Genomic DNA, 23,593 nt, shown 5'->3' on the forward strand with positions numbered 1-23,593 from the left:
AAAATTGGAGGTGATATCATGTATTTAGCACGTGTTGAGATGACTGGGTTTAAATCATTTGCTGATAAAACGGTCATTGAATTTGACAAAGGATTAACTGCTGTTGTGGGGCCTAACGGGAGTGGCAAAAGTAATCTTTCAGAAGCCATTCGTTGGGTTTTAGGAGAGCAATCTGCTAAGAGTTTGCGTGGTTCTAAAATGGAAGACGTTATTTTTAACGGGACCCAAGACCGTAAGGCTGTTAACCTAGCTAAAGTTACCTTAGTGCTGAATAATGAGGATCGCTATCTAGATTATGATTTTAGTGAGATTAGTATTACTAGAAGTTATAATCGTAATGGTGAAAGTAATTATTATATTAACAATGAGTCAGTACGACTAAAAGATATTGTCGACTTACTATTAGACTCTGGATTAGGAAAAAATAGTTTTGCGATGATTTCTCAAGGGAAAGTCGAAAGTATTTTTCTCAATAAGCCAGAAGAGCGACGGTCTATTTTTGAGGAGGCCGCCGGGGTGCAAAAATATCAGTTTCGTAAAGCTGAAGCAGAACGTAAATTGATTAAATCTGAGGACCATTTAAGTCGTGTTAAAGACATTATTCATGAATTAGAAGGTCAAATTAAGCCGCTTAAAAAACAACGTGAAACAGCTTTGAAATATCAAACGTATCAAGAGGAACTATCTAGTTTAGAAATTTCACTATATACTCATCAAATTGAACAAAATCGTCTAAAATGGGATGAAGCTCAAGAGAAACTATCCAATGTCGACCAAGCCATTCAATTGGATGAGGAAGAATTAACCCGTTTATCTGAAACAATTAATGAACAACAACAAATGTTGGACGATTTATTAATCTCAATTGACCGTGAAAATGAAACTCATCAAGAACTCGTTCGAAAAGTTGAACAAGCCAAAGCAAAATATCAGATGCTCCAACAGGAACTGCAATTCAATCAGGCCAATACGGATGAAAAAACTTTACAATTTGAAAATCAATTGGTTCAAAAAGAACGTATTCAAGAGGACTTAGCAAAACAAAATACGTCTAAAGTGACGCTTGAAACCGAAATTGTACAATTAACAGATAAAATTAGTCAGCTTGAAACAGAACGTAAACTGGCAGCTGGTTTATCGGATGATCAAGTTGAAACACTAAGAAGTGAAATGATTCAATTTTATCAATCTGAAGCAAGTGCAAAAAATGAAGTAAACCAATTAGAACAACAAATTGAACAACAAACAATGCGTTTGAAACGTGCTAAAAATAAACACCAAATGTTAAAAGAAACATTAGCCTCTAGTGAAACTGAATTAAAAGAATTAGAAACGTCACTCGAATTAAAAGAGGCGACCCAAAAAATGCAAAATGAACATCATCAATCACTGCAACAAGAATGGCAAACCCTTCAACAAAAGCGTAATCAAATTCAAAAGGAATTATTTGCGATTGAACGTCAAGTCAATACGTTGAATGTACGTGTTAACTCACTAAAACAAATGCAAGAGCAGTATGATGGCTATTATGGTGGGGTAAAATTCATCATGCAACATGCTAAAGATATTGGTGGTATCAATGGTACGGTGGCCGAGTTGATCCATGTTAAGCCTGAATTTCAATTAGCGATTGATACAGCCTTAGGCGGTTCATTACAACACATTGTAGTTGAAGATGATCAATCTGCACGTAAGGCAATTGCTTATTTGAAAGAGCATCGTGCTGGGCGAGCAACCTTCTTACCAAGACCGAATATTAAAGGCCGTTCAGTTCAAGATTATCATTTGCAAACAGCACAAAAACATGCGGGCTATATTGGGATTGGTCATCAATTGGTAGCATTTGATGAGATTAATCAAGCCATCATTGAAAATTTATTGGGCAATACTATTGTGATGGATACAATTGTCAATGCTCAAAGTTTATCTAAACAATTAAGACATCAAGTAAAAATCGTTACCCTAGAAGGCGATATTTTAATGCCAGGTGGCTCCATAACCGGTGGTCGTCAACGAAACCAACAAACTTCGATGCTAAGTCGCCAAACTGATTTAGAAAAGGCGCTAATAGAATTAGAGGCTGCTACTAACAGTCAAAAGTCAATGATTACGAAAATTGATCAAATAGAAGAATTGGAACAAAGCGTGCGTGAAAATGGTGAGGCGAGTCTTAATCAAGTCAATCAAATTAACCATGAAGTAAACCAACAAAAACAAGCTTTACAACAATTTGTTCAACAAGTAAAAATTAATCAAAATGAACTGAAAGTAGCACAAATGGATATTGATGAAGCGGAGCAGTTTATCAATCAATCACAAGCTAAATTAACCGAAGCGCAAGAAACCATTCGGTTAATGACGCAAAAGATTGCGGAAGGTACTCAGCAATTGGAACAAATGAATGTATCGCAAGCAGACCGTCAAAAGAAAATTGAACAATTAAATCATGAATTGTCACAACTCAATACCGAAAAAGCAGTTAAACAATCTGAGTTAAGACAAATTAAAACTCAAGTAGAGCAACTTACTGCACAACTCGTTCAGTTAAACGAATTTATTGAAAATTATCAAAATAATCAATTAAGTAGTGAGCAAGATTTAAATCAATTGAAAGAAACCATTATGGAAGTAGAATCGCAAATCGAAACTTTAAATAATGAGTTGGTTGAACATACGACGAAGCTTGATCAAAGCAAACAAAATCGTAGTGAATGGAACCAAAATTTACGCGATTTAGAAAATAAGAAGGTAAAAATTCAACAACAACAACAAGCGCAATTTAAATTACAAGCAAAATTACAAGCTCAAATTGAGAAATTTAAAGAATTGATTGATAACCATCTAAATTATTTAAATGAAAATTATCAATTAAGTTATGAAGCGGCTAGTCAACAAGCCCAAACAGATTTAGCTATTTCAGAAGTGTCCAGTCGCGTTAAAGAATTAAGAAAAGCAATCGATAATTTAGGACCGATAAACTTAGCAGCCATTGAAGATTTTGAAAATTTAAATGAGCGTTACACTTATTTATTAGAACAACAAGAGGATTTATTAACAGCGATGGGACAATTACAAGATACGATGGATGCGATGGATGCAGAAGTTATTAAACGATTTAGTGAATCCTTCCATCAAATTAATCACCAATTTAAGCGTACCTTTAAATCGTTATTTGGTGGAGGGGAAGCATCATTAGAATTGACGGATCCTGACAATTTATTAACCACTGGGGTTGATATTATTGCACAACCACCTGGTAAACGTAAACAAAATCTTGCTTTATTATCGGGGGGAGAGCGCGCTTTTACAGCCATTGCTTTGTTATTTGCAATTTTAGAGACCAAACCCGTACCGTTTTGTGTATTGGATGAGGTAGAAGCGGCCTTGGATGATGCGAATGTGTATCGATACGGAGAATATTTACAACAATTTACTGAAAATACACAGTTTATTGTGATTACGCACCGTAAAGGTACGATGGAACATGCGGATGTACTATATGGTGTTACCATGGAACGTTCAGGTGTATCGAAATTGGCTTCTGTACGTTTGAGTGAATCCAATATTGAGGAATAATAACGAAAAGGAGTGCTTAACAAGATGATGAAATTAATCGCCATTGACTTAGATGGAACATTATTAAATAGTGACGGCAATATTTCAAAAAGAAATATCCAAGCGTTGCATGATGCGCATCAACAAGGTGTAAAAATTGTTTTATGTACTGGACGTCCTTATTTATTGATGAAAGATTTTGTTGAGGAAATTGGTTTAAATTCAACGGAAGATTTTATTATTACCTTTAATGGTGGTCTCGTTCAAAAAGCGGCTAATGGCGAAGTGATTAAACAGCACACTTTGTCGCAAACCGATATGCAAAAATGGTATAATGTAACTAAAGATTTGGCATTACCATTTAATATTATTGATGCTGAACATGTCTATGAGCCACCGTTTTATCCAGAAAACCATCCGTCGATTTATTTTAATAATCGTAAAAAGACCATTGCAAAGACTCAGGACTTCGCAACTTTTTCAAAAGATCATCAATTTAATAAGTTTGTAGTATGTTGTGAACCTAAGTATTTAGATGAGCAAATTTTAAAACTACCTTCAGAGTTAGTCAGTCAATATTCTGTTTTTAAGTCACAAACTAATTTACTTGAAATTGTAGCCCCTGGTGTAACTAAAGGAAATACGTTAAAAGAATTAGCCGACTACTTAAAGATTGAACCAAGTGAAGTGATGGCAATCGGTGACCAAGAAAATGATTTATCGATGATTGAATTTGCTGGAGTTGGGGTGGCGATGGGCAATGCTGTACCCCAAGTGACAGCTAAAGCTGATCATATTACCGCAGACAATAATCATGATGGTGTCGCGGAAGCAATCTATCAATTCATCAAATAAAAGGAGGAATTCTAATGGGATTATTTGACCGTATTCGTCGTGCCTTTACCGGTGAAGATACCGTTATAAAAGAAATAGAACAACCCGTTGAAGATCAAATCGTTTTTGATACGTATGACAAGGGGATGGAGAAAACACGCAAAAACTTCTCAGATCGTATCAATGATTTATTTAGTAGCTTTAGAGAAATTGATGAAGAATTTTATGAAGACCTTGAAGAGGCTTTTATCAGTGCGGATGTTGGTTTTCAAATGACCATGGCGTTAACGGACGCAATTCGTGACGAATTAGAGGCCCGTAATGTCTATAAGGCCAATGATGTTAAACAAGTCATGTTAGAGAAAATGGTGCAAATCTATGAAAAAGATGACCAAGAGCGTAATGATATTCGTCTTAATCCAGATGGGCCAACGGTTATTTTATTCGTTGGTGTCAATGGTGTGGGTAAAACGACTTCTGTCGGAAAAATTGGTTATCAGTTAAAACAAGAAGGGCATAAAGTACTGTTAGCTGCCGCTGATACTTTCCGTGCGGGTGCGATTGAACAATTGAATGTCTGGGGCGAGCGTTTAGGAATTCCTGTTGTTACAGGAAAAGCTCAAAGTGATCCAGCTTCAGTAGTTTTTGATGCGGTGAAAAAAGCTAATGAAGAACATTATGATTATTTATTAGTGGATACTGCTGGACGTTTACAGACTAAAGCGAATTTGATGCAAGAATTAGCCAAAATTAAACGCATCATTGAACGCGAAAACCCTAATGGTGTTCAGGAAGTTTTACTGGCTCTAGATGCAACGACTGGTCAAAATGCGTTAATTCAAGCAAAACAATTTAATGAAACGACTGAAATTACAGGATTAGTATTAACCAAATTAGACGGTACCGCTAAAGGTGGCGTGGTCCTTTCAATTCGTTATGAATTAGATATACCGGTTAAATACATCGGTTTAGGTGAAAAAGCAACGGATTTACAAAAATTTGATGCGGAACAATATATGTACTCATTAATTAAAGATGTTTTAGAACAACAGTAATAAGTGAGGTTAAATTTTATTTATGCTGTGTCAAAATCAATTACTGATATGAAGCGTTTCTATGGATAATGTTAAATAAATCCTGGGGAATAATAGAAGAGTAGACAAGAACTAGCTAATCAATCGCGCTCACTTTGTTTGCTTACCCTGACACCGTTGAATGATTAAAAACTAGTTTAAAGACACTGTTTAAAACCATTTAATTGCTGCGTTATAAATTAATCAGATGGATTAAAGTGATATTTTCGAAGTGTTTGTCCTGTCATTTACAAATAACGACAGGGAGTGGGCAAGAAGTAGAAAATTAAATAATTTTCGCTTCGTCTGCCCACCCCCGCACAGTTGAGTAGGTCTCAAACAAGTCGTTTAGACGCCATTTGAGACCACTCAACCACTGCGCTTTGAATTAAATAGATATGGCTGAGCAGAATTTAAAAAGTTTTTGCCCAGCTTCTTAATTATTTTAAATGTACATCACAAGCATAAAATTAGATGAGTAATAATAATACCAATGAGGTTGAGTAGGGAAATAGTACTGCTCAACCTCATTTATTTTAAAAGTTTAATCATTTATTATAGAATAGGATTGACAGTTAAAAGAGTATTTGTTACGATTCTATTCGTTAAACTAGGAGCTATCGTGTTATCCGGTCATTCTTTTTAAGACCGATTATTCAGTAATGTAACACCATAAACAAGCAATAAGATTAATAGCCGGTTTTTAATGATTTTCACGTTAGTAAAAATCTTTAACTATATAGTACAAGGAGGATTTACATGAAAAGAATGAACGTATTTTTAGGCAGCATTTTATTGTTATTAAGTACAATGCTACCAACAACAATGGTTCAAGCAACAGAAAATAAATTAAATATTGTCACCAGTTTTTATCCTATTTACGCCATTACATCTGAGGTAGTTGGTGATTTGCATGAAGTACGTATGATTAATTCAGGGACAGGCATTCATGGGTTTGAACCATCCGCATCTGATGTGGCGGCAATATATGATGCGGATATTTTTATTTACCATTCTAAATCACTGGAATCTTGGACCAAAAATTTAGAAGTAAATAAAGGCAATCACCCTGTGCAAATGATACAAGCATCAGAAGGCTTAGATTTTAAGACAGTAGAAGGTTTAATCGATGACGGTCATGATCATGGCGAAGAATCCGATTTACACGGCAATACTTATGATTTACATTCCTGGCTCGATCCAATTGAAGTGGGAAATGAAGCCAAATTAATCGCCCAATCATTAGCCAAAATTGATCCTGAAAATGCTGACATTTATACGCAAAATGCAGAAAAAATCGCCAAAGACGGTGAGGCATTAGTTGAACAATATCAAGCAAAGTTTAATGAGCTTGATAATAAAACCTTTTTAACCCAACATACAGCTTTTTATTATTTAGCTGAACGCTTTGGATTAAAACAACTTGGGGTAACTGGTATTTCGGCAGAAAAAGAACCAAGCGCCAAGCAATTAAATGAAGTGATGACGTTTGTTAAAGATTATAATATTAAGATAATTTTTGTTGAACCTAATGTGAGCGATAAAATAGCTCAAATCATCTCTACTAATACCGGGGTAGCAATCGCGGTATTAAATCCATTAGAAAGTGATCCCAAAAATGATTTGTCCTTCTTGGAAAATTATGAGCAGCAATTAAAAACTTTAGTGGAAAACTTACAATAGGAATCAGTATAAAAAAGTATTATATCACTTTACTTGCATTTTTCTTATTATCGATTGGTTCGCAACTGTTCCATGCTAAGATTAATTATATTGAATCGAATGACAATGAGACCACTGTCAAACAGCTGCAAGAAAATAGTGACATTGATGAAGTAGCTTCCATTAATCAAGTAGAAGGGATTGCTTCAGAACAAATAATTATTCAAATAAGTGAAGAAGGATTTGTTTCCTCACATGGTAATCATTATCACTATTATAATGTAGCGGTTCCTTATGATGCTGTCTTTGGCGAAAAAACATTAGTACCGGCGGAATATCAATTGAATGACGCTGATATCGTGTATGAAATAGAGCATGGATTTGTTGTCAAAGTTGATGATAAATTTAAACTTTATTTTAAAATATCGAAACCGTCACGTCGATTCGTTCAGATGATGAAGTGATGTTACAAGCTAAAGGGATCAAACTAATCGATGCAAAAATATTCAACTGTTAAAAGAATTATATCAATTACCTGTATCGAAAATAGTTTACTCAACTGAAAAAGTGAAACGGATGTATTAAAAGAAGAATCAACTAAAGAGGGTCTGGTCGTTTATTTATTTTAATCAAGGGTATGTTATTTTAATTAATCAGACATTTTATGTTTTTAATCAATCTGTTGTTTCTTCAGCCATCTTTTCAAATAAGTTATTAGTTGAAAAGGACTATCAATTGGATAAAGACAATATTATTAAGGAAATTGAAGAGGGTAAAATCGTTGATAATAATGGTCAGTTGATGATTTATTGGCACGAGCGAAGTAATCTAATAATATTAAATAAATATCAGTTAAAAGAAATAATTACGATTTGTCTTGACAAACCGTTTTTATTTTCATAAAATCTAAAAAGTAATAATTACATTATTAGAGGAGGATTTATTTTGAAGAAAAAGTTAATGAGTAGCATGTTAATCTTATCATTGTTAGCAGGTGTTGAGTTAATGCATTATCCAGCATTGACGATTATGGCAGAAGAAAGTAGTTCACAAATGTCCGAGGAAGAAGAACATCACGACCATGACCACGACTATGAATTCGAATTTGATGCTTCAGCTGTTGTAGCGAAGGAAGGTGACGCTTATATTTTAATTCATAGCGATCACTATCATAAAATAAATGCGAGTGAATTAAGCGAAACACAAATTAAAGCCGCTGATGAACATTTAGCAGATCATCCTGAATTAGCAGAAGAATATGAGCAAAAGCAAAATATTTATAACGGATATTTTGAAGATGATCAAGTAGAAGATCGTACTTTAGAAGATTGGACAGGTGAATGGCAGTCTGTATTACCGTATTTAGAAGATGGTACTTTAAAACCAGTAATGGAGATGAAAGCTCGTAAAGAAGGCGCAACTATGTCGGCTGAAGAGTATACAGAGTATTACCAAAAAGGGTATGTAACGGACGTCGATGAAATTGTTATCAAAGATAATCAAATGAGTTTTACTTCTGGAAATACAACCGTAACAGGAACTTATAAATATGATGGGTATCAAATACTTACTTATGAAAAAGGGAATCGTGGCATTCGTTATTTTTTTACCAAAGAATCTGGTGACGAATCAGCACCACAATCCATCCAATTTTCTGACCATAATATTAGTCCAACGCCAGACTTAACTCATTACCATATTTATATGGCTGATATGAGTCATGAAGAATTGCTAGAAGAGATGGATAATTGGTCAACATTTTATCCTGCAGGTTGGAATGCCGGACAAATTTTAGCTGATCAATTGAATCATTAAGATGATATCACCGTTGATGATTACGTCGTATTAAATAAATGGGGGTAGGCAGACGAAACGAAAATCAATTGATTTTCTAATTCTGGCCAACTCCCGTTTTTAATCGTTAACTAAGAAAATTAATTCTAAAAAATGTTTTTTCTTTCAAAAAAATGTATAATAGAACTAAACTTTTTTGAAGGAGTGATCGTATGAACGGCCAATGGTCATTAAAAGAATTATATTTAGGCTATGATACACCTGATTACCAATCAGATTATACAAAACTTGAGGAAACACTCAACCAATTGTCTAATATGGAATTAACAGATAATTTAGCGACAATTAAAAAGGTCATTGATTTATTAGAGATTCAATCTGATTTAACACGTAAACTTTATGCCTTTTCAAGTTTACAATTATCAACTAATACGACCCATGAACCAAGTTTAACAGCTATCGCAAAGTTAAGAAAATTACTTTCAAACCATGCCAAAACCAATGCGCGTATCGATAGGTTTTTAGGTAATATTAAAACGGATATTACTCAAGACGAAAAATTGGCACAGTATCAATTTTTATTTGCAGAACTAAAACAACAAGCTACTCATTTATTATCAGATGAAGTTGAAGAAGTGATTGCGACCATGAATTTGAGTGCCGGTCAGTCTTGGAGTCAATTACAAAGCTTTTTAACCTCAACGGTTGAAACAGAATTTAATGGTGAAAGTTTGACCTTGAGTGATATTCGTAATTTAGCTTATGCAGAAGATTCAGCGACACGTAAAGCGGCTTATGAAGCGGAATTAGCGATGTATGAAACGATTAAAGAACCCGTTGCTTTTGCACTCAATAACATTAAGTCCCAAGTCAATGATATTTCTCGTTTAAGAGGTTATGAGAGTGCATTAGAGGTGACCTTGGAACAATCACGTATGTCAAAAGCGACCTTGGATGCTTTAATTGCAGCTATAAAAGATGCTTTACCGTCATTCCAAAAATATTTTAAACATAAAGCCGGTTTATTAGGTTATTCAAATGGTTTACCATTTTATGAACTATTTGCTCCGATTGGGGAATCAGTGGCTAAGAATTTTACGGTTGATGAAATGAAAGAGTATTTAGTTGAGCATTTTAATAAATTTGCACCTGACTTGGCTGAATTGACGACTGAAGTTTTTGATAAAGAATATGTTGATTTATTCCCACGCAAAGGAAAAGTAGGTGGCGCATTTTGTTCAAATTTAACGCCAATTAAACAATCACGTATTTTAATGAACTTTGACGGTAATTTACGTAATGTGGTCACGATGGCCCATGAATTAGGTCATGCTTATCATGGATCAATTATTCAGGAACATTTACCATTAAATCGTTCTTATACGATGCCAGTAGCAGAAACGGCTTCTACTTTTAATGAAAACATCATTATGAACACCGTTATAGCTGAAGCTGATGATAAGGAAAAAATTGGTTTGTTGGAATCATTAATTAGTGATGTAGCCCAAATTGTCGTTGATATTTTATCACGTTATATCTTTGAGACGACTGTTTTTGAAAAACGTCATGATTCATTTTTATTCTCAAAAGATTTAGAAGCGATTATGTTGGAAGCTCAAGACCAATCTTATGGTGAAGGTTTAGATTCTGAATTCCGTCATCCATTTATGTGGCTATGTAAAGGACATTATTATTCAACCGGTTTAAGTTATTATAATTTCCCATATGCTTTCGGGGGATTATTTGCGAAAGGTCTTTATGTGCAATATCAAAATGAACCAACTGGATTTGTTGAGAAGTATCGTGAGATGCTTTATGCTACAACCGTTGGGACTGTTGAAGAGACCGCAGCTAAAATGGGCATCGATGTTACAACCAAAGATTTCTGGACATCAGCTTTAAAAGAATATGAAAACATGATTGAAGAGTTTATTCAATTAACAAGGGATATCAATGATTAGAAAATGTGAAGTTAAAGACTTACCCAATCTAAGAGAAATTGCGATAGAAACCTACAGGGATACCTTTTATCAAAATACTTCTGATGAAAATCTGGCACTTTATTTTAAAGAAGCATATAATTTAGACACTTTAAAACAAGAAATCGAAAATCCTTTATCAGAAGTATATCTATTAGAATCAGATGGTGAGATTGTTGCTTATTTAAAACTTAATATTGAAGCTGCTCAAACGGAGCCGATGGGGGAAGAAACGTTAGAAGTTCAAAGAATCTATGTTTTAAAGGAACATAAACGCAATGGCTACGGTAAACAATTAATGCAATTAGCTGAAACCAGAGCCCGTGCTTTAGGTAAAAAGAGCATTTGGTTGGGCGTTTGGGAACATAATGAAGCGGCTAAAGTTTTTTATCAAAACCATGGCTTTGAACATGTAGGGGAACATCGCTTTTTGGCTGGTAATCAAGTTGATATTGATTGGATTATGCTCAAACACATTTAGTGATGATGTTTTTATAGAATACAAATAGTGAAAAAGAAGAAAATCATATCTTGTTTAATGATAAATAAGATCGGGCAGAAATATTTTAAACTGTCCCTAAGAGTAATATTACTTTTTAGTTACTACTGAATAGGGGAGGTTTCATTGTTTCTGTTCGGTCTCTTTTTGATTAATAGTAGAGAGGATAAAGTTTGTGAGATTTGCAAAGTCAATTGAACAAGCACATAAAGACAAAGTAAATTTTCTGCTTTATGTCTACACTCAACTGTTACGGGGTGGGCAGACGAAGCAAAAACAATCATTTTTCTACTGCTTGCCACACCCCAATGTCAGTGCGAAGTTTTAGATAAGTCACTCTTTTAAATTTCTGACTAAATTATCGGTCATCCTTAATCATTTGTAAAAAACCTTGATTTACTATTTCTTTAAGTAGTGGTATCAAGTAATCTGCTTTTGAATATAACAGACTTATTAAACTGTACTAATTTAATAAAAATAATTAATGAAAAGGCTTGAAGCGATTTCGTTATGTGATATAATTTAATTATAGAAGACTATTACATTTATTAATAACAGCTTAGGACAAGGAGGATTTTATAATGACAGAAACAGTAACTCCTGTCGTTGGACATGTTCATTCTACTGAAAGCTTTGGTTCAGTGGACGGTCCAGGAATTAGATTTATAAGTTTTATGCAAGGATGTCGGATGCGTTGTGAGTTTTGCCATAACCCAGATACTTGGAATACCCGAGGAGGGAAAGAGTATACTCCACAACAATTATTTGATGAAGCAATTCAATACCAAGCTTTCTGGGGAGAAAAAGGTGGCGTGACAGTCAGTGGTGGTGAACCATTACTACAGATTGATTTTCTAATTGAATATTTCAAGCTATGTAAAGCGAATGGTGTTAATACAACATTGGATTCTTGTGGGGCTCCTTTTACACGTAAAGAGCCATTCTTTAGTCGTTTCCAAGAATTAATGAAGTATACTGATTTAATTTTATTAGATATTAAACATATCGATCCTGAAGGACACCGAAAATTAACGGGACATCCTAATGACAATATTTTAGATTTAGCTCGTTATTTAAGTGAAATTAATCAACCCGTTTGGGTTCGTCATGTTCTAGTACCAGAAAGAACGGACTATGATGAGTATTTAGAGCGATTAGGTGCTTTTGTAGCAACTTTAGATAATGTGTTAAAATTTGAAGTATTGCCTTATCACAAATTAGGGGTATATAAATATAAAGCTTTAGGTATTAAATATCGTTTAGAAGGGATCGAACCGCCTACAGCTGATCGTGTTGAAAATGCTAAACGTATTTTAAATACCGAAAGCTACCAAGGATATTTAAATTATAAACCTAAAGAATTTGCCGGTTATTAAAATAAAAACTCTTTGTTATCGGATTGATATTGCGAAAGTAAACGATCCAGTATTTGGTGGAAAAATCATGGGTGAAGGATTTGCCGTTCAACCAACAAATGGCAATGTCGTATCTCCAGTTGATGCAGAAGTTGTGATGATTATGGATTCAAAACATGCGGTTGGTTTAAAAACAGCTGATGGCTTAGAATTATTAATTCACATGGGTATTGAAACCGTTCAATTAAATGGGGGAGGATTTGAATTATTTGTTCAAGAAGGCGACCAATTAAAAGCTGGTGACGCTGTTGCCCAAATGGATTTAGATTATATTTTAAATGAAGGCAAACAAACCGATGTCATCGTTGCCTTAACCAATACCCCAGATATGGTGAACCGTACGATTATTGAAGATGAAAAATCAGTAGAAGCAGGTTCATCTATCGGTCAAGTTGACATCAAAGCTTAGTTTAGATATAAAGATTATCATAATTATGTGGGGTAGTCTTGTTAATATAAAAGTATAATTTAAGACAAAAGAGTGAAAACCACGAAGCATCCACTTCGTGGTTTTTTGATTACTCGTAGTATTAATCAATTTTGAAAAATGTAGTTTCTGGTCATTGATTGGATTAAGCATATACTCATTTAGTTGTTAATATTGAATCATTTGAATTTACGTAAAAAACACGAACATTCTAATTGAAAACAGGTTTATTATTAATAATTTGATTGAAGAACTTCAATAATATGGTTATATTATTATTTGTTGATTAAACAAATATTTTTTATGAGGTGTAAGTGTGGAAGAGAAAACAATCGTATCCCCAGAAGATAAGCTATTATATGGTATTAATGATGTGCCACCGATGGGTGTGACTATTTTATTAGCGTTACAACATATTTTAGCGGCCTTTGCCGGGATTATTGCTGTTCCTTTAGTTGTCTGTAGTGTATTAGGATTTGATGTTCAAACTACTTCGATCATGGTTAGTGCTACCATTTTTGCATCAGGAATTACTACATTTATCCAATCAAAAGGGGTAGGTCCAGTTGGATCGAGAGTTTCAGGCATGATGGGAACGGACTTTACTTTCGTGAATCCATCCATTAGTGTAGGAGCTAAATTCGGCATAGCCGGGATTGTTGCAGCAACCATTACAGGTTCTTTAGTTGAAATTATTTTAAGTCGTTTTATTAAACCCTTAATGAAATTTTTCCCACCATTAATTACTGGGACAGTTGTTTCATTAATCGGGATTACGTTATTACCTGTTAGTATGGATTGGGCTGCTGGTGGTGTTGGCGCTGGTGATTATGGTTCAATAAAAAATATTGCGGTTGCTTTTGTGATTATGGTCTTTACTTTATTTTTAAATCATTATGGTAAAGGGATGTGGAGTACAGCTTCTGTCTTTATTGGGATGGTATTTGGTTATATCGTTTGTATTCCTTTAGGAATGGTTGATTTAGATTCCGTAAAAGATGCTGCTTGGTTTGCGTTTCCAAATGTATTACGTTACGGTTTTAAATTTGATTTAGCTTCAACGTTATCATTTGTACCTGCCTATGTGGTATCTTTAATTGGTACAGTGGGTATTACGATGGCGATTGGGGAAGCATCAGGTGAGAAATTACCAAGTGAACGTGCTGCTAGTGGTGTATTAGCTGATGGTGTTGGTTCAATGATTTCTGGCTTGTTCGGTGGTGGACCGAATACCGCTTTCTCGCAAAACGTTGGTTTAATTACATTAACTAAAGTGGCAAGTCGTCACGTGATGGTGGTTGCCGGGATTATTTTAGCTATCTTAGGTGTTTTTCCTAAATTATCAGCATTAATCTCTGTTATGCCTCAACCAGTTTTAGGTGGTGTAGGGGTCATTATGTTCGGTTTAGTAGCTGCTCAAGGGATTAAAACTTTAGCGCAAATTAAATTAGGCGACCGAGAATTATTAATTATTTCCGTTGCATTTGCCTTAGGGATTGGCGTAACGGTTCGTCCTGAATTATTAGAAGGTTTACCGAATGCACTACAAATGTTATTATCTTCTGGTATTTCTACCGGTACGTTAGCAGCCTTAATCTTAAATGTTGTTTTAAAAGAAAAGTAATTTAATAATATAAAAATAGGGAGTGGACAAGTTTTTCTTGTCCACTCCTTATTTCATTAGGAAAGTTATTGGATAAAATGTAGTTAATAAGCCGTTAGCTTTATTAAGAAAACGGTGTCACTTTTGAAAAGTTAATTGATATTTCGACGTTTCATTTCATTTAAAATAAATTGTTTAGAATTTTCTAGATGTTCACCAATAATCAATTCAATTTGATCTTTATCACGATTTTTCATGCCACGATAGATTAACCAGTGTTCTTTTAAAGCTAAGTCTCGGCGATCAGACGAACGAATCGATAAGTCACGAAAATAAAGTAAATATTCAGATAATTTAGTAACGATTGATTTCAAACGAACCATTTTACTTTTCTCCCAAATAAAATTGTTGAAATCAGAAAAATTTTGTAAAACTAAATCAATCTCATTGGCATCATTATATTTTTCACCCGTTAATAATAGTTGTTTTAACTCTTCGAAATCCTCATCCGTCATTTGATCATAAGCTTTAACGGTCGCAAGGGTATCTAAGGCTTTGCGAATATCATAAATTTCAAAGGCATCTTTAATGGTAATTCCTTTAACAATCCGTCCTACTCGAGGAATATGTTCAACTAATTTTTCTTTTTCTAATTCTAATAGGGCATAGCGCACAGGGGTACGACTAATATTTAATTTTTCAGCTAATTCCTTTTCATTAATGCGTTCACCCGCAGGGATTTCCCCAATAATAATGGTTTTACGTAATGCCTCATAAACGGAATCTTTCAAAGGAATATCTTGAGAAACTAAAATATTGGATTTGATAATATTAATTTGTTGTGGCGTAATCAAAACAATCACCTCTCTATTTAAATAAACATCTTCGTTTAAATAATATCTCAACTGTGTTTTTATTGTTTTTTAAGACAATCACAATTAAAATCGTTTATAATGAACATAAGATTAATTTTAATTAAGCGTTTTAAGGATTAACTCTTATTATTTTAACATAAATCATTATAAAAACATATAATTTAGGAAAGAGAGAGCAGATAAATGAGCAATATTTGTGAGTTGATTGCGTCACATGCTGAAAAAGCTTTGTTAGTAGAAGTGATGTTAACGCCCAAACCAGGGTTAGTTGATTGTATGAATAGTGGCGCGCATTCAGATATGAGTTATTTTACTTTTATTGAAAGTACGAAAGCATTGACGCCATTTTTCAAGCAGTATGTACAATTGGGAGTGGAACATCAAGGCAATTTACAACAATTATTTATGAAAGCTCGCCAAATGGGTGTGAAAGCCGAGCAAGCGATGTTACAAGCTACTAAGGGGGTTAATACTCATAAGGGTGCTAATTACTCTTATGCAACGATTTTAACGGCTTTAGGGTATTATTTAACGCAACATCCCGAAAAAACAACCTTTAGTGCACAAGATACCGAAGCAATCCTATCGTTATCAGAACCAATGACCTATGATTTTTGGCAATCAGAACTAGCACAATTAAAAAATAAAACAGAGTCGATTACTAATGGGGAGCGTATTTATTTAGATTATGGTTTAACAGGGATTAAAGGCGAATCGATGAATGGCTATCCTTTATTGAGAGAGACGGTTTTGCCTTTTACTAGAGAATTATTGAATTATACAAATAATTGGCAATATGTCTTATCCAAAGCGCTATTATTATTAATATCTCAAGCCGAAGATACTAATATCATTCATCGGGGAAATTATGAGATATGGTTGAATGTTAAAGCGAAGGCTGCATCTTTATTAAAAGAATTAAATGAGGATAATTTTCAATATTTAATTAGTCAATGGGACCAAGAATTGATTGAACAAAATTTGAGTCCGGGTGGTGCTGCTGATTTATTATCGATAGTCGTATTCTTTTTATATTTGGAAAAAATATTGTAAGATATAAAAAAAGAATGAGGAGGTACCAAGGTGAAGTTAAATAAATCGCTACTCAATAGGCGAGAATTTTTATTAATTATTACTTTATATACATTTGTATTTGCGCTATTTATTCCTGAAGAATTGAGCGTTTTACAGATGTATTATCAATTAATCATGTCCCAAACTAATTTATTAACAGATTTTATTGAAATAGCTGGTTTTAGAGCAACTTTCTTTAATGTGAGCCTTCATAGTCTCGTTATTTACTTGCTTTTACTGTGGAAGGGTCAGCGTTATCTAACTAGTTTTGAATTAGGTGTAATAGGATTATTTTTAGGACATGCTTTTTTTGGAACACACATCATTAATATACTGCCAATTATTTTAGGGACGATGTTTTACTATTATAGTATGAATCATGAAAAAGAGTATCGCTTGGTAAGTATCCTAGCGACTGCTAATGCACCCTTGGTTAGTTCAATTTATTTGGATAGTGTATTTGGTCCTTATCGTTGGCTTTTAGCGATGGCGGTAGGATTTGTTATAGGAAGTATTTCAGTTAAAATTGCCAATCAATTTGTCCAATTCCATAAAGGATATACGCTATATAATTTTGGGTTTACCATGGGGGTCATCGCCATGTTTATTAGTTTTATATTCCCGTATTTCGATATGAATGTGGAAATTAATTTGTTTCAAGATAATGAGTATGCGATCAATTATTTTGAGTTTTACTTTTGGGGTTGGCTAATCCTTTTAGCAATTATTGGGTTATACCGTCAAAAAGTTCAATTTAAAGATTTATGGTCTTTTATCAAAATAAAAGGAAATTTTTACCATAATCAATTTCGGTATTTTAGAACCTCTACCTTAACACTTAATATGTTAATTAATGGTATTGTCTTTTATATGTTACTTAAGTTGATCAATGTTTCTTTAAATGGGCCAATAATCGGTGCAATGTTAACGGTTATTTTATTTGGTGCTGTTGGGAAAACAATATTAAATTCATTACCGATTAGTTTAGGGATTATCTTTTCAGTTTATATTTCCGGTAGTTCATTTAATAATACCTATATTGTATTAGCGTTATTATTTAGTACGGGATTAGCACCAATTTCTGCTCGTTTTGGACCATTATGGGGCTTTATTGCCGGGGTACTACATTTCCACATGGTTGAAATTAGTGGTCAGCTTCATCTAGGGATGAATATTTATAATAATGGTTTTGCTAGTGGTTTTGTAGCAGCGATTGTCATTCCTATTATCGAATTGATTGGCGAGTGGAAAGACTCTATATTAAATCCATCGTAAATACGAGTTCGAGTATAGAACTATCAAGGAATACTTCTTTGGTTAAGAGTCAAGAATTTATGTGAAAACATGGCTTGAAGGAGACGAAAATGTCTTTTTCAAGCCATGTTTATTTTTTATTAGTGTGCAAAGGAGGGGGTTATTGTACGGCTCAAATCCGCTACTTCTAATGTCTGTGAGATAAATAAGGACTATCAATAATTAATGATGTTGGTTATCCTTAATGGCTTTAATATTGCGAATAATCGTATGAGCTTCAGGGGATGTTAAATAGTCAAAAGTGGTACTAGACACTGATTTTTTTACAAAATCCCAGTCATCCTCTTTAATGGCCGTTCTAACTTTTGAAGCACTGATTGCTTGTTTAGATTCATCTTGTTTACGTTCAATAACCGTTAATCGAAGAGGGGAGTCTTGAAAAACATTTCTCATCATTTGGTTATAAATGTTTGTCATTTGACTATATGGCTCTTCACCCACAAAGCGATCAGTAATACCTAAGTGTTGGGCAATTTTCATAAAGATACTTGCATCGACCATCGCTTGGCTTTCAATGACACTTTGTTCATCTTTTTGGAAATAGCCTGGAAAGGTTGCTTGGCTAATAATATAATGCCCAGTTGGTACAATCATCACATTCGGTAGGTGTGCTATTCCTTTTTCTACTAAGTCTTTTCTAACAGCATAGGGAAAAACACTCGCATCTTCCTCAAGTAAAAATAGATATACCCAATCAAATTTAGCCGCAACAGTTTCAACTAAATATTGGTGTCCCAAAGTAAAGGGATTACAATTCATGACGAGAGCCGCTTTCGTGCCAGACTCTTTTTTAAATGGGATGAGTGAGTTTAAATAGTGATCAAATCCTTTTTGTTTATTTTCTAAAAAAGTAATACCATTTTCTGTTTGCACCAGTTTATGAAATCCTAGTTGTTCAAAAAAATGCGCAGAATCGTTTTTAGTATAGACAAAAAGATGAAAAACCTCTTGATAATAAAGTTGATGAATTAAATGGGTAATAATTTGATTCATTAACCCTTCACCTTGATAGCGATCATCAATTGCTATGCAACGTAAAGTGTTGCGATAATAACTACCAGTCGCAATCATCTCATCTTTATCATTAAAAATGCCACAACTATAGTCAATATTTTGATCGAGACGTATACCTTGTTGATTTAATAATGTTACCATTTTATTTTTTTGTTCTTTTGTATATAAAGTGGTTACTTCATAATGCATCGTCATCATCCTTTCAATATTAGAAATCAGCATTAGAAATCAGCGTATTGGTTATCTTTATCTTATCAAAAATTTGTAAGGAAGCGTATTATTTATGATAGAAATACGATAAAAAAACACGGTGTCTAAAAAATATTTTGAAAGTTGAGAAAATATTCATTCAATGAGATACTAGAATTACTAACAATGTATAAAGAGGAGTGACGATCATCGAGAAGATTTACTTAGCCGGAGGCTGTTTATGGGGTGTTCAATACTTTTTTAAAGAAATTTCGGGGATTCATCATGAAGATGCGGATAAAATCAGAGTCGAGGTGAAGCCTTTAACAAATTATATTGCCAGCGCTTTGATTCATCAAAATCACTTAGATATTTATCCCGAAGATCGTTATTTATGTCATTTACCAACAGCTGTTTTGAACCGGTATCGGAAAACGCAACCTGTTCAAGATTGAAAATTATATTCATGTTATTAACTATTAACACCAACCAAATCGAAATAGCAATAATTCACAACTCAACATGATGTCAATCTAAGTACAAACTAGAAGGGGATAGGCAAACGAAGTGAAATTTCTTTGATAAACTACCTCTGACCAACTCTCAACTATACGGGGAGGCAAACGAAGTGAAAATCATTTAATTTTCTACTTCTGTTCTACTTCCAACTGTGCGAAGGGGAGGACAGTCGAAGTGAAATTTAATTGATTTTCTACTTCTTACCAGGTCCCAAATGTACGGGGGATAGGTAAACGAAACGAAAATCATTTAATTTTCTCTTTTCTATTCCACTCACTTTCTTTATTTTTCTCGCAAAGATTGATAAAATAGAGAGAATGAAAAAATTAGAAAGAGGAACATAATGAAAATACTGTTCATAGGTGATGTTGTAGGTAAAAAAGGCCAAGCAGCTTTAAAGGAATTTTTACCGGAGTTAAAACAAACGCATCGTCCGCAAGTGACAATTATTAATGGCGAAAATATCTCAGACGGAAAAGGAATTTCAGAAAAATTATACAAATGGTTATTGACGATGGGGGCTAATGTCGTGACATTAGGTAATCATGCTTGGGATAATTATGAAATTTATCAATTTATTGAAAAAGCCCAATGTTTAGTTCGACCCATTAATTTACCAAAAGGCACTCCAGGACAAGGAATTACTTATCTTAAAGTGAATCAACAAAAATTAGCGGTTATTAATGTTTTGGGAAGTGTTTTTATGAATGCTTGTATTGAACCCTTTACTTATTTACCTGAAATAATCGAGGAAGTGCGTAAAGAAACCCCCTTTATTTTTATTGATTTTCATGCAGAGGCTACCAGTGAGAAACAAGCCTTAGGTTATTTACTCGATGGGAAAGTTTCAGCCATCGTTGGCACCCATACTCATGTACAAACCAATGATGCGCGTATTTTACCTAAAGGGACAGCGTATCAAACGGATGTTGGAATGACCGGGACATTAGATAGTGTTATTGGCTTTAATCACCAACAAGTCGTACAAAAGTTTTCGACTCATTTACCGATGCGATTAGAACAATCAGAGACAAATGAATTATTATTAAGTGGCTGTGTAATTGAGTTAGATAACCAAACAGGTTCGGCCTTAAGTATTGAACCGATTTATATGACAAATCAAAAACGATTTAAAACACGTAAGTATCGTCATGTATAACTAGATAGAAAGGAGAAATCGTATGGCAAAACAATCAGCCCAAACCCCTATGATGCAACAGTATAATGATTTAAAAGCTCAACATCCTGATGCGTTCTTATTTTTTAGATTAGGCGATTTCTACGAACTATTTAATGAAGATGCCATTGAAGCTTCAAAAATATTAGAAATTACCTTAACTTCACGTAATAAAAATGCAGACAATCCAATTCCTATGTGTGGGGTTCCACATCATTCTGCGAAAGACTATATTCGAAAGTTAGTGGAAGAAGGTCACAAAGTTGCGATTTGTGAGCAACTAGAAGATCCTAAATTAACGAAAGGGATGGTCAAACGCGATGTGATTCGTGTGGTGACACCCGGAACGATTCTTGAAGATGAAGCTTTAGTTGGAAAAAAAAATAATTATTTGGCCTCATTTGTTTACGAAGCGGGTCAATATTATATCGCTTATGTAGATGTCTCAACAGGTGAAATCCGTCTAACGACGACGGCTAATCAAGATTTATTTATTAATGAATTAAGGGCTATTGAAGCAAGTGAGATTGTTTTAAACCAAACTTTAGACGAGAATTTTAAAACTCAATTAAAGCAACAAGTTACTAGTTACTTCACTGAATTTAATCCTACTGAACCTCTATCCATTAAACCTTGGACCTTAACAGATGCTACCTCAGCTGAAGAGAAAGTATTAACTTTTTTATTCCAATATTTAATGAGTGTGCAAAAACAATTGAATGACTTTGTTCAACCCGTTGAGCGCTATGAAATTAGCGATTTTTTACAAATGAATCATTATACGAAATCACAATTAGAGTTAACCAAATCATTGCGTACCCAACGTAAAAAAGGGAGTTTATTATGGTTATTAGATAAGACCAAAACAGCGATGGGCGGACGACTTTTACAACGTTGGTTAGATAAACCTTTACTTAGTCAGTCAGCCCTTGAAGTTCGTCATCAAAAAGTTGAAATATTAAAAAATGCTTATTTTGAACGTTTAGAATTGGTCGATTACTTAGCGAATGTTTATGACTTAGAGCGTTTAGTGACGAAGATTAGTATGGGGCATGCCAATGCCCGTGATTTGGATCAATTACGTTACTCTTTAAGTCAAATTGGTCCCATTAATCAAGTGCTATCGGCCATTCAACAATCTTTAACCGTGCCAGTCTTTGATTTATTACCTTCATTTGATGAATTGTATACTTTAATTAATTCACAATTAGTGGAAGAACCCCCGATTTCGGTTACTGAAGGTGAGCTGATTCGTGACCAAGTGAGTCAAGATTTAGATCGCTTTAGAGATGCATTAACGAATGGTCATCAGTGGTTAGCGGAATTACAACAGCGGGAACGTGAAAAAACAGGGCTCAAAACGTTAAAAGTGGGATTTAATAAAGTCTTCGGATATTATATTGAAATTAGTCGTCTACAAGCGGCTCAATTAAATGATGATCGTTATGAGCGTAAACAAACTTTAGCGAATAATGAACGGTTCATCACTGAGGAACTGAAAGAATTGGAAACGACTATTTTAACAGCTCAAGAAAAATCGGTTAACTTAGAATATCAACTGTTTACTCAATTGCGAAAAGATGTTTTACCTTATATTCCCGGCTTACAAGCATTAGCACATCAAATCGCGGCTTTAGATGTTTTGGCGAACTTTGCAGCACTTAGCGAAGAAGAAAATTATGTGCGAGCAGCTATTAGTCAAGAAGAGGGTTACTTTAAATTAACAGATAGTCGTCATCCCGTAGTAGAGCATTTAATTGGCCAATCTAAATTTATTCCGAATGATTTATTGATTACTAATGATCAAAAAATGTTATTGTTAACCGGTCCGAATATGTCCGGTAAATCAACTTATATGCGACAAGTCGCGTATTGTGTGATATTGAACCAAATAGGTTGTTTTGTCCCTGCCAAAGCAGCAACACTACCAATGGTCGATAAAATATTTACGCGAATTGGTAGTTCTGATGATATTTCTACTGGTCAAAGTACCTTTATGGTGGAAATGATGGAAACTAATACCGCTATTCGAGGCGCAACCGCTAATAGTTTGTTACTATTTGATGAATTAGGTCGTGGAACGGCTACTTACGATGGTATGGCGCTGGCTGAAGCGATTATTGATTATATTGCCAATGAAGTGCAAGCAGCAACCATTTTCTCCACGCATTATCATGAGTTAACTACATTAGTAGAAAGGTTATCTGTTTTAAAAAATATCCATGTTGGTGCGATTGAACAAGATGGCAAAGTCGTGTTCCTTCACAAAATTTTAGATGGTCCAGCGGATAAGAGTTATGGTATTCATGTAGCCCAGTTAGCTGGTTTACCTGATTCCTTAATATTACAGAGTAGGGAAGTATTAACACAATTAGAACAACAAGCGCCAACTAGAACCAGTGCTGATGCTATCCCTTTATTTGATGAACGGATTTTTGATGCAACTACAACTTCAAATAATTCAGAAAACACCGCGGTCATTGATGAATTAAAACAACTTGATCTTAATCAAATGACACCTATTGAAGCCTTAACGACTTTAATGCAATTACAAAATAAAATAAAATAAAATAGTTATAGAATTACATTT

General features: G+C 34.2%; 18 protein-coding genes. 16 read left to right on the top strand and 2 right to left on the bottom strand.

Translation table 11 applies throughout. The annotated features are described in order from the left end of the window. The first annotated feature begins 18 nt into the window (after window positions 1-18). From smc to B5D12_RS02775, 11 genes are all read left to right on the top strand, one after another. Window positions 19-3,576, top strand: coding sequence for a chromosome segregation protein SMC (gene smc / locus B5D12_RS02725; protein ID WP_078755381.1), 3,558 nt, complete (start codon window positions 19-21; stop codon window positions 3,574-3,576). 24 nt (window positions 3,577-3,600) lie between these two features. Then, complete coding sequence (locus B5D12_RS02730) at window positions 3,601-4,410, top strand: Cof-type HAD-IIB family hydrolase (protein ID WP_078755382.1); 810 nt, start codon at window positions 3,601-3,603, stop codon at window positions 4,408-4,410. Between the two features lie 14 nt (window positions 4,411-4,424). Beyond that, window positions 4,425-5,444 carry a signal recognition particle-docking protein FtsY gene (ftsY, locus tag B5D12_RS02735; protein ID WP_078755383.1) on the top strand — a complete coding sequence of 340 codons (1,020 nt, stop codon included), beginning with the start codon at window positions 4,425-4,427 and terminating at the stop codon, window positions 5,442-5,444. 777 nt (window positions 5,445-6,221) lie between these two features. Continuing rightward, on the top strand, window positions 6,222-7,145 hold the full coding sequence (locus B5D12_RS02740) for a metal ABC transporter solute-binding protein, Zn/Mn family (protein WP_078755384.1): 924 nt from the start codon (window positions 6,222-6,224) through the stop codon (window positions 7,143-7,145). Window positions 7,146-7,210: 65 nt separating this feature from the next. Then, window positions 7,211-7,588, top strand: coding sequence for a pneumococcal-type histidine triad protein (locus tag B5D12_RS10605; protein WP_407645204.1), 378 nt, complete (start codon window positions 7,211-7,213; stop codon window positions 7,586-7,588). A gap of 481 nt (window positions 7,589-8,069) precedes the next feature. Then, a complete protein-coding gene (locus B5D12_RS02750) occupies window positions 8,070-8,939 on the top strand; it encodes a ZinT/AdcA family metal-binding protein (RefSeq protein ID WP_078755386.1) in 870 nt (289 codons plus the stop codon). A gap of 191 nt (window positions 8,940-9,130) precedes the next feature. Continuing rightward, a complete protein-coding gene (locus B5D12_RS02755; protein WP_078755387.1) occupies window positions 9,131-10,879 on the top strand; it encodes a M3 family oligoendopeptidase in 1,749 nt (582 codons plus the stop codon). Then, on the top strand, window positions 10,872-11,378 hold the full coding sequence (locus tag B5D12_RS02760; protein WP_078755388.1) for a GNAT family N-acetyltransferase: 507 nt from the start codon (window positions 10,872-10,874) through the stop codon (window positions 11,376-11,378). Before B5D12_RS02755 ends, B5D12_RS02760 begins: the two co-directional genes overlap by 8 nt. A gap of 599 nt (window positions 11,379-11,977) precedes the next feature. Then, the gene (pflA, locus tag B5D12_RS02765; RefSeq protein ID WP_078755389.1) at window positions 11,978-12,772 is read left to right on the top strand and encodes a pyruvate formate-lyase-activating protein; all 795 of its coding nucleotides are present in this window, start codon (window positions 11,978-11,980) and stop codon (window positions 12,770-12,772) included. Then, window positions 12,759-13,220, top strand: a complete 462-nt coding sequence (locus B5D12_RS02770; RefSeq protein ID WP_159443841.1) for a PTS sugar transporter subunit IIA — start codon at window positions 12,759-12,761, stop codon at window positions 13,218-13,220. Before pflA ends, B5D12_RS02770 begins: the two co-directional genes overlap by 14 nt. 334 nt (window positions 13,221-13,554) lie before the next feature. Next, a complete protein-coding gene (locus tag B5D12_RS02775) occupies window positions 13,555-14,862 on the top strand; it encodes a nucleobase:cation symporter-2 family protein (protein ID WP_234982896.1) in 1,308 nt (435 codons plus the stop codon). A gap of 131 nt (window positions 14,863-14,993) precedes the next feature. Here the strand turns inward: B5D12_RS02775 and B5D12_RS02780 are convergent, their stop codons facing one another. After that, window positions 14,994-15,677: a GntR family transcriptional regulator gene (locus tag B5D12_RS02780; RefSeq protein WP_407645205.1), complete on the bottom strand. Its 684-nt coding sequence runs from the start codon at window positions 15,675-15,677 to the stop codon at window positions 14,994-14,996. Between the two features lie 222 nt (window positions 15,678-15,899). On the opposite strand from B5D12_RS02780, the gene citG reads away from it, so the two are divergent. Both citG and B5D12_RS02790 read left to right on the top strand, forming a co-directional pair. Beyond that, complete coding sequence (gene citG, locus B5D12_RS02785) at window positions 15,900-16,769, top strand: triphosphoribosyl-dephospho-CoA synthase CitG (RefSeq protein WP_078755391.1); 870 nt, start codon at window positions 15,900-15,902, stop codon at window positions 16,767-16,769. Between the two features lie 30 nt (window positions 16,770-16,799). Beyond that, complete coding sequence (locus B5D12_RS02790) at window positions 16,800-18,065, top strand: DUF1576 domain-containing protein (RefSeq protein ID WP_078755392.1); 1,266 nt, start codon at window positions 16,800-16,802, stop codon at window positions 18,063-18,065. A 201-nt stretch (window positions 18,066-18,266) separates the two neighbouring features. On the opposite strand, the gene citC is transcribed toward B5D12_RS02790, so the two are convergent. Further along, the gene (gene citC, locus B5D12_RS02795; protein ID WP_078755393.1) at window positions 18,267-19,307 is read right to left on the bottom strand and encodes a [citrate (pro-3S)-lyase] ligase; all 1,041 of its coding nucleotides are present in this window, start codon (window positions 19,305-19,307) and stop codon (window positions 18,267-18,269) included. Window positions 19,308-19,507: 200 nt separating this feature from the next. Between citC and B5D12_RS02800 the strand changes: the two genes are divergently transcribed. The 3 genes from B5D12_RS02800 (at window position 19,508) to mutS (ending at window position 23,572) form a co-directional block, all read left to right on the top strand. After that, a complete protein-coding gene (locus B5D12_RS02800) occupies window positions 19,508-19,762 on the top strand; it encodes a hypothetical protein (RefSeq protein WP_234982897.1) in 255 nt (84 codons plus the stop codon). A gap of 407 nt (window positions 19,763-20,169) precedes the next feature. After that, window positions 20,170-20,985: a TIGR00282 family metallophosphoesterase gene (locus B5D12_RS02805; RefSeq protein WP_078755394.1), complete on the top strand. Its 816-nt coding sequence runs from the start codon at window positions 20,170-20,172 to the stop codon at window positions 20,983-20,985. A gap of 22 nt (window positions 20,986-21,007) precedes the next feature. Continuing rightward, a complete protein-coding gene (gene mutS, locus B5D12_RS02810) occupies window positions 21,008-23,572 on the top strand; it encodes a DNA mismatch repair protein MutS (RefSeq protein WP_078755395.1) in 2,565 nt (854 codons plus the stop codon). Window positions 23,573-23,593 lie beyond the last annotated feature (21 nt).

Source organism: Globicatella sulfidifaciens DSM 15739 (assembly GCF_900167405.1).
GTDB classification, from domain to species: domain Bacteria; phylum Bacillota; class Bacilli; order Lactobacillales; family Aerococcaceae; genus Globicatella; species Globicatella sulfidifaciens.

Excerpts from the sequence above, each read along its gene's own strand:
- smc (WP_078755381.1), top strand. The coding sequence starts at position 19 with ATGTATTTAGCACGTGTTGAGATGACTGGGTTTAAATCATTTGCTGAT.
- B5D12_RS02730 (WP_078755382.1), top strand. The coding sequence starts at position 3,601 with ATGATGAAATTAATCGCCATTGACTTAGATGGAACATTATTAAATAGT.
- ftsY (WP_078755383.1), top strand. The coding sequence starts at position 4,425 with ATGGGATTATTTGACCGTATTCGTCGTGCCTTTACCGGTGAAGATACC.
- B5D12_RS02740 (WP_078755384.1), top strand. The coding sequence starts at position 6,222 with ATGAAAAGAATGAACGTATTTTTAGGCAGCATTTTATTGTTATTAAGT.
- B5D12_RS02755 (WP_078755387.1), top strand. The coding sequence starts at position 9,131 with ATGAACGGCCAATGGTCATTAAAAGAATTATATTTAGGCTATGATACA.
- B5D12_RS02760 (WP_078755388.1), top strand. The coding sequence starts at position 10,872 with ATGATTAGAAAATGTGAAGTTAAAGACTTACCCAATCTAAGAGAAATT.
- pflA (WP_078755389.1), top strand. The coding sequence starts at position 11,978 with ATGACAGAAACAGTAACTCCTGTCGTTGGACATGTTCATTCTACTGAA.
- citG (WP_078755391.1), top strand. The coding sequence starts at position 15,900 with ATGAGCAATATTTGTGAGTTGATTGCGTCACATGCTGAAAAAGCTTTG.
- citC (WP_078755393.1), bottom strand. The coding sequence starts at position 19,307 with ATGCATTATGAAGTAACCACTTTATATACAAAAGAACAAAAAAATAAA.
- B5D12_RS02805 (WP_078755394.1), top strand. The coding sequence starts at position 20,170 with ATGAAAATACTGTTCATAGGTGATGTTGTAGGTAAAAAAGGCCAAGCA.
- mutS (WP_078755395.1), top strand. The coding sequence starts at position 21,008 with ATGGCAAAACAATCAGCCCAAACCCCTATGATGCAACAGTATAATGAT.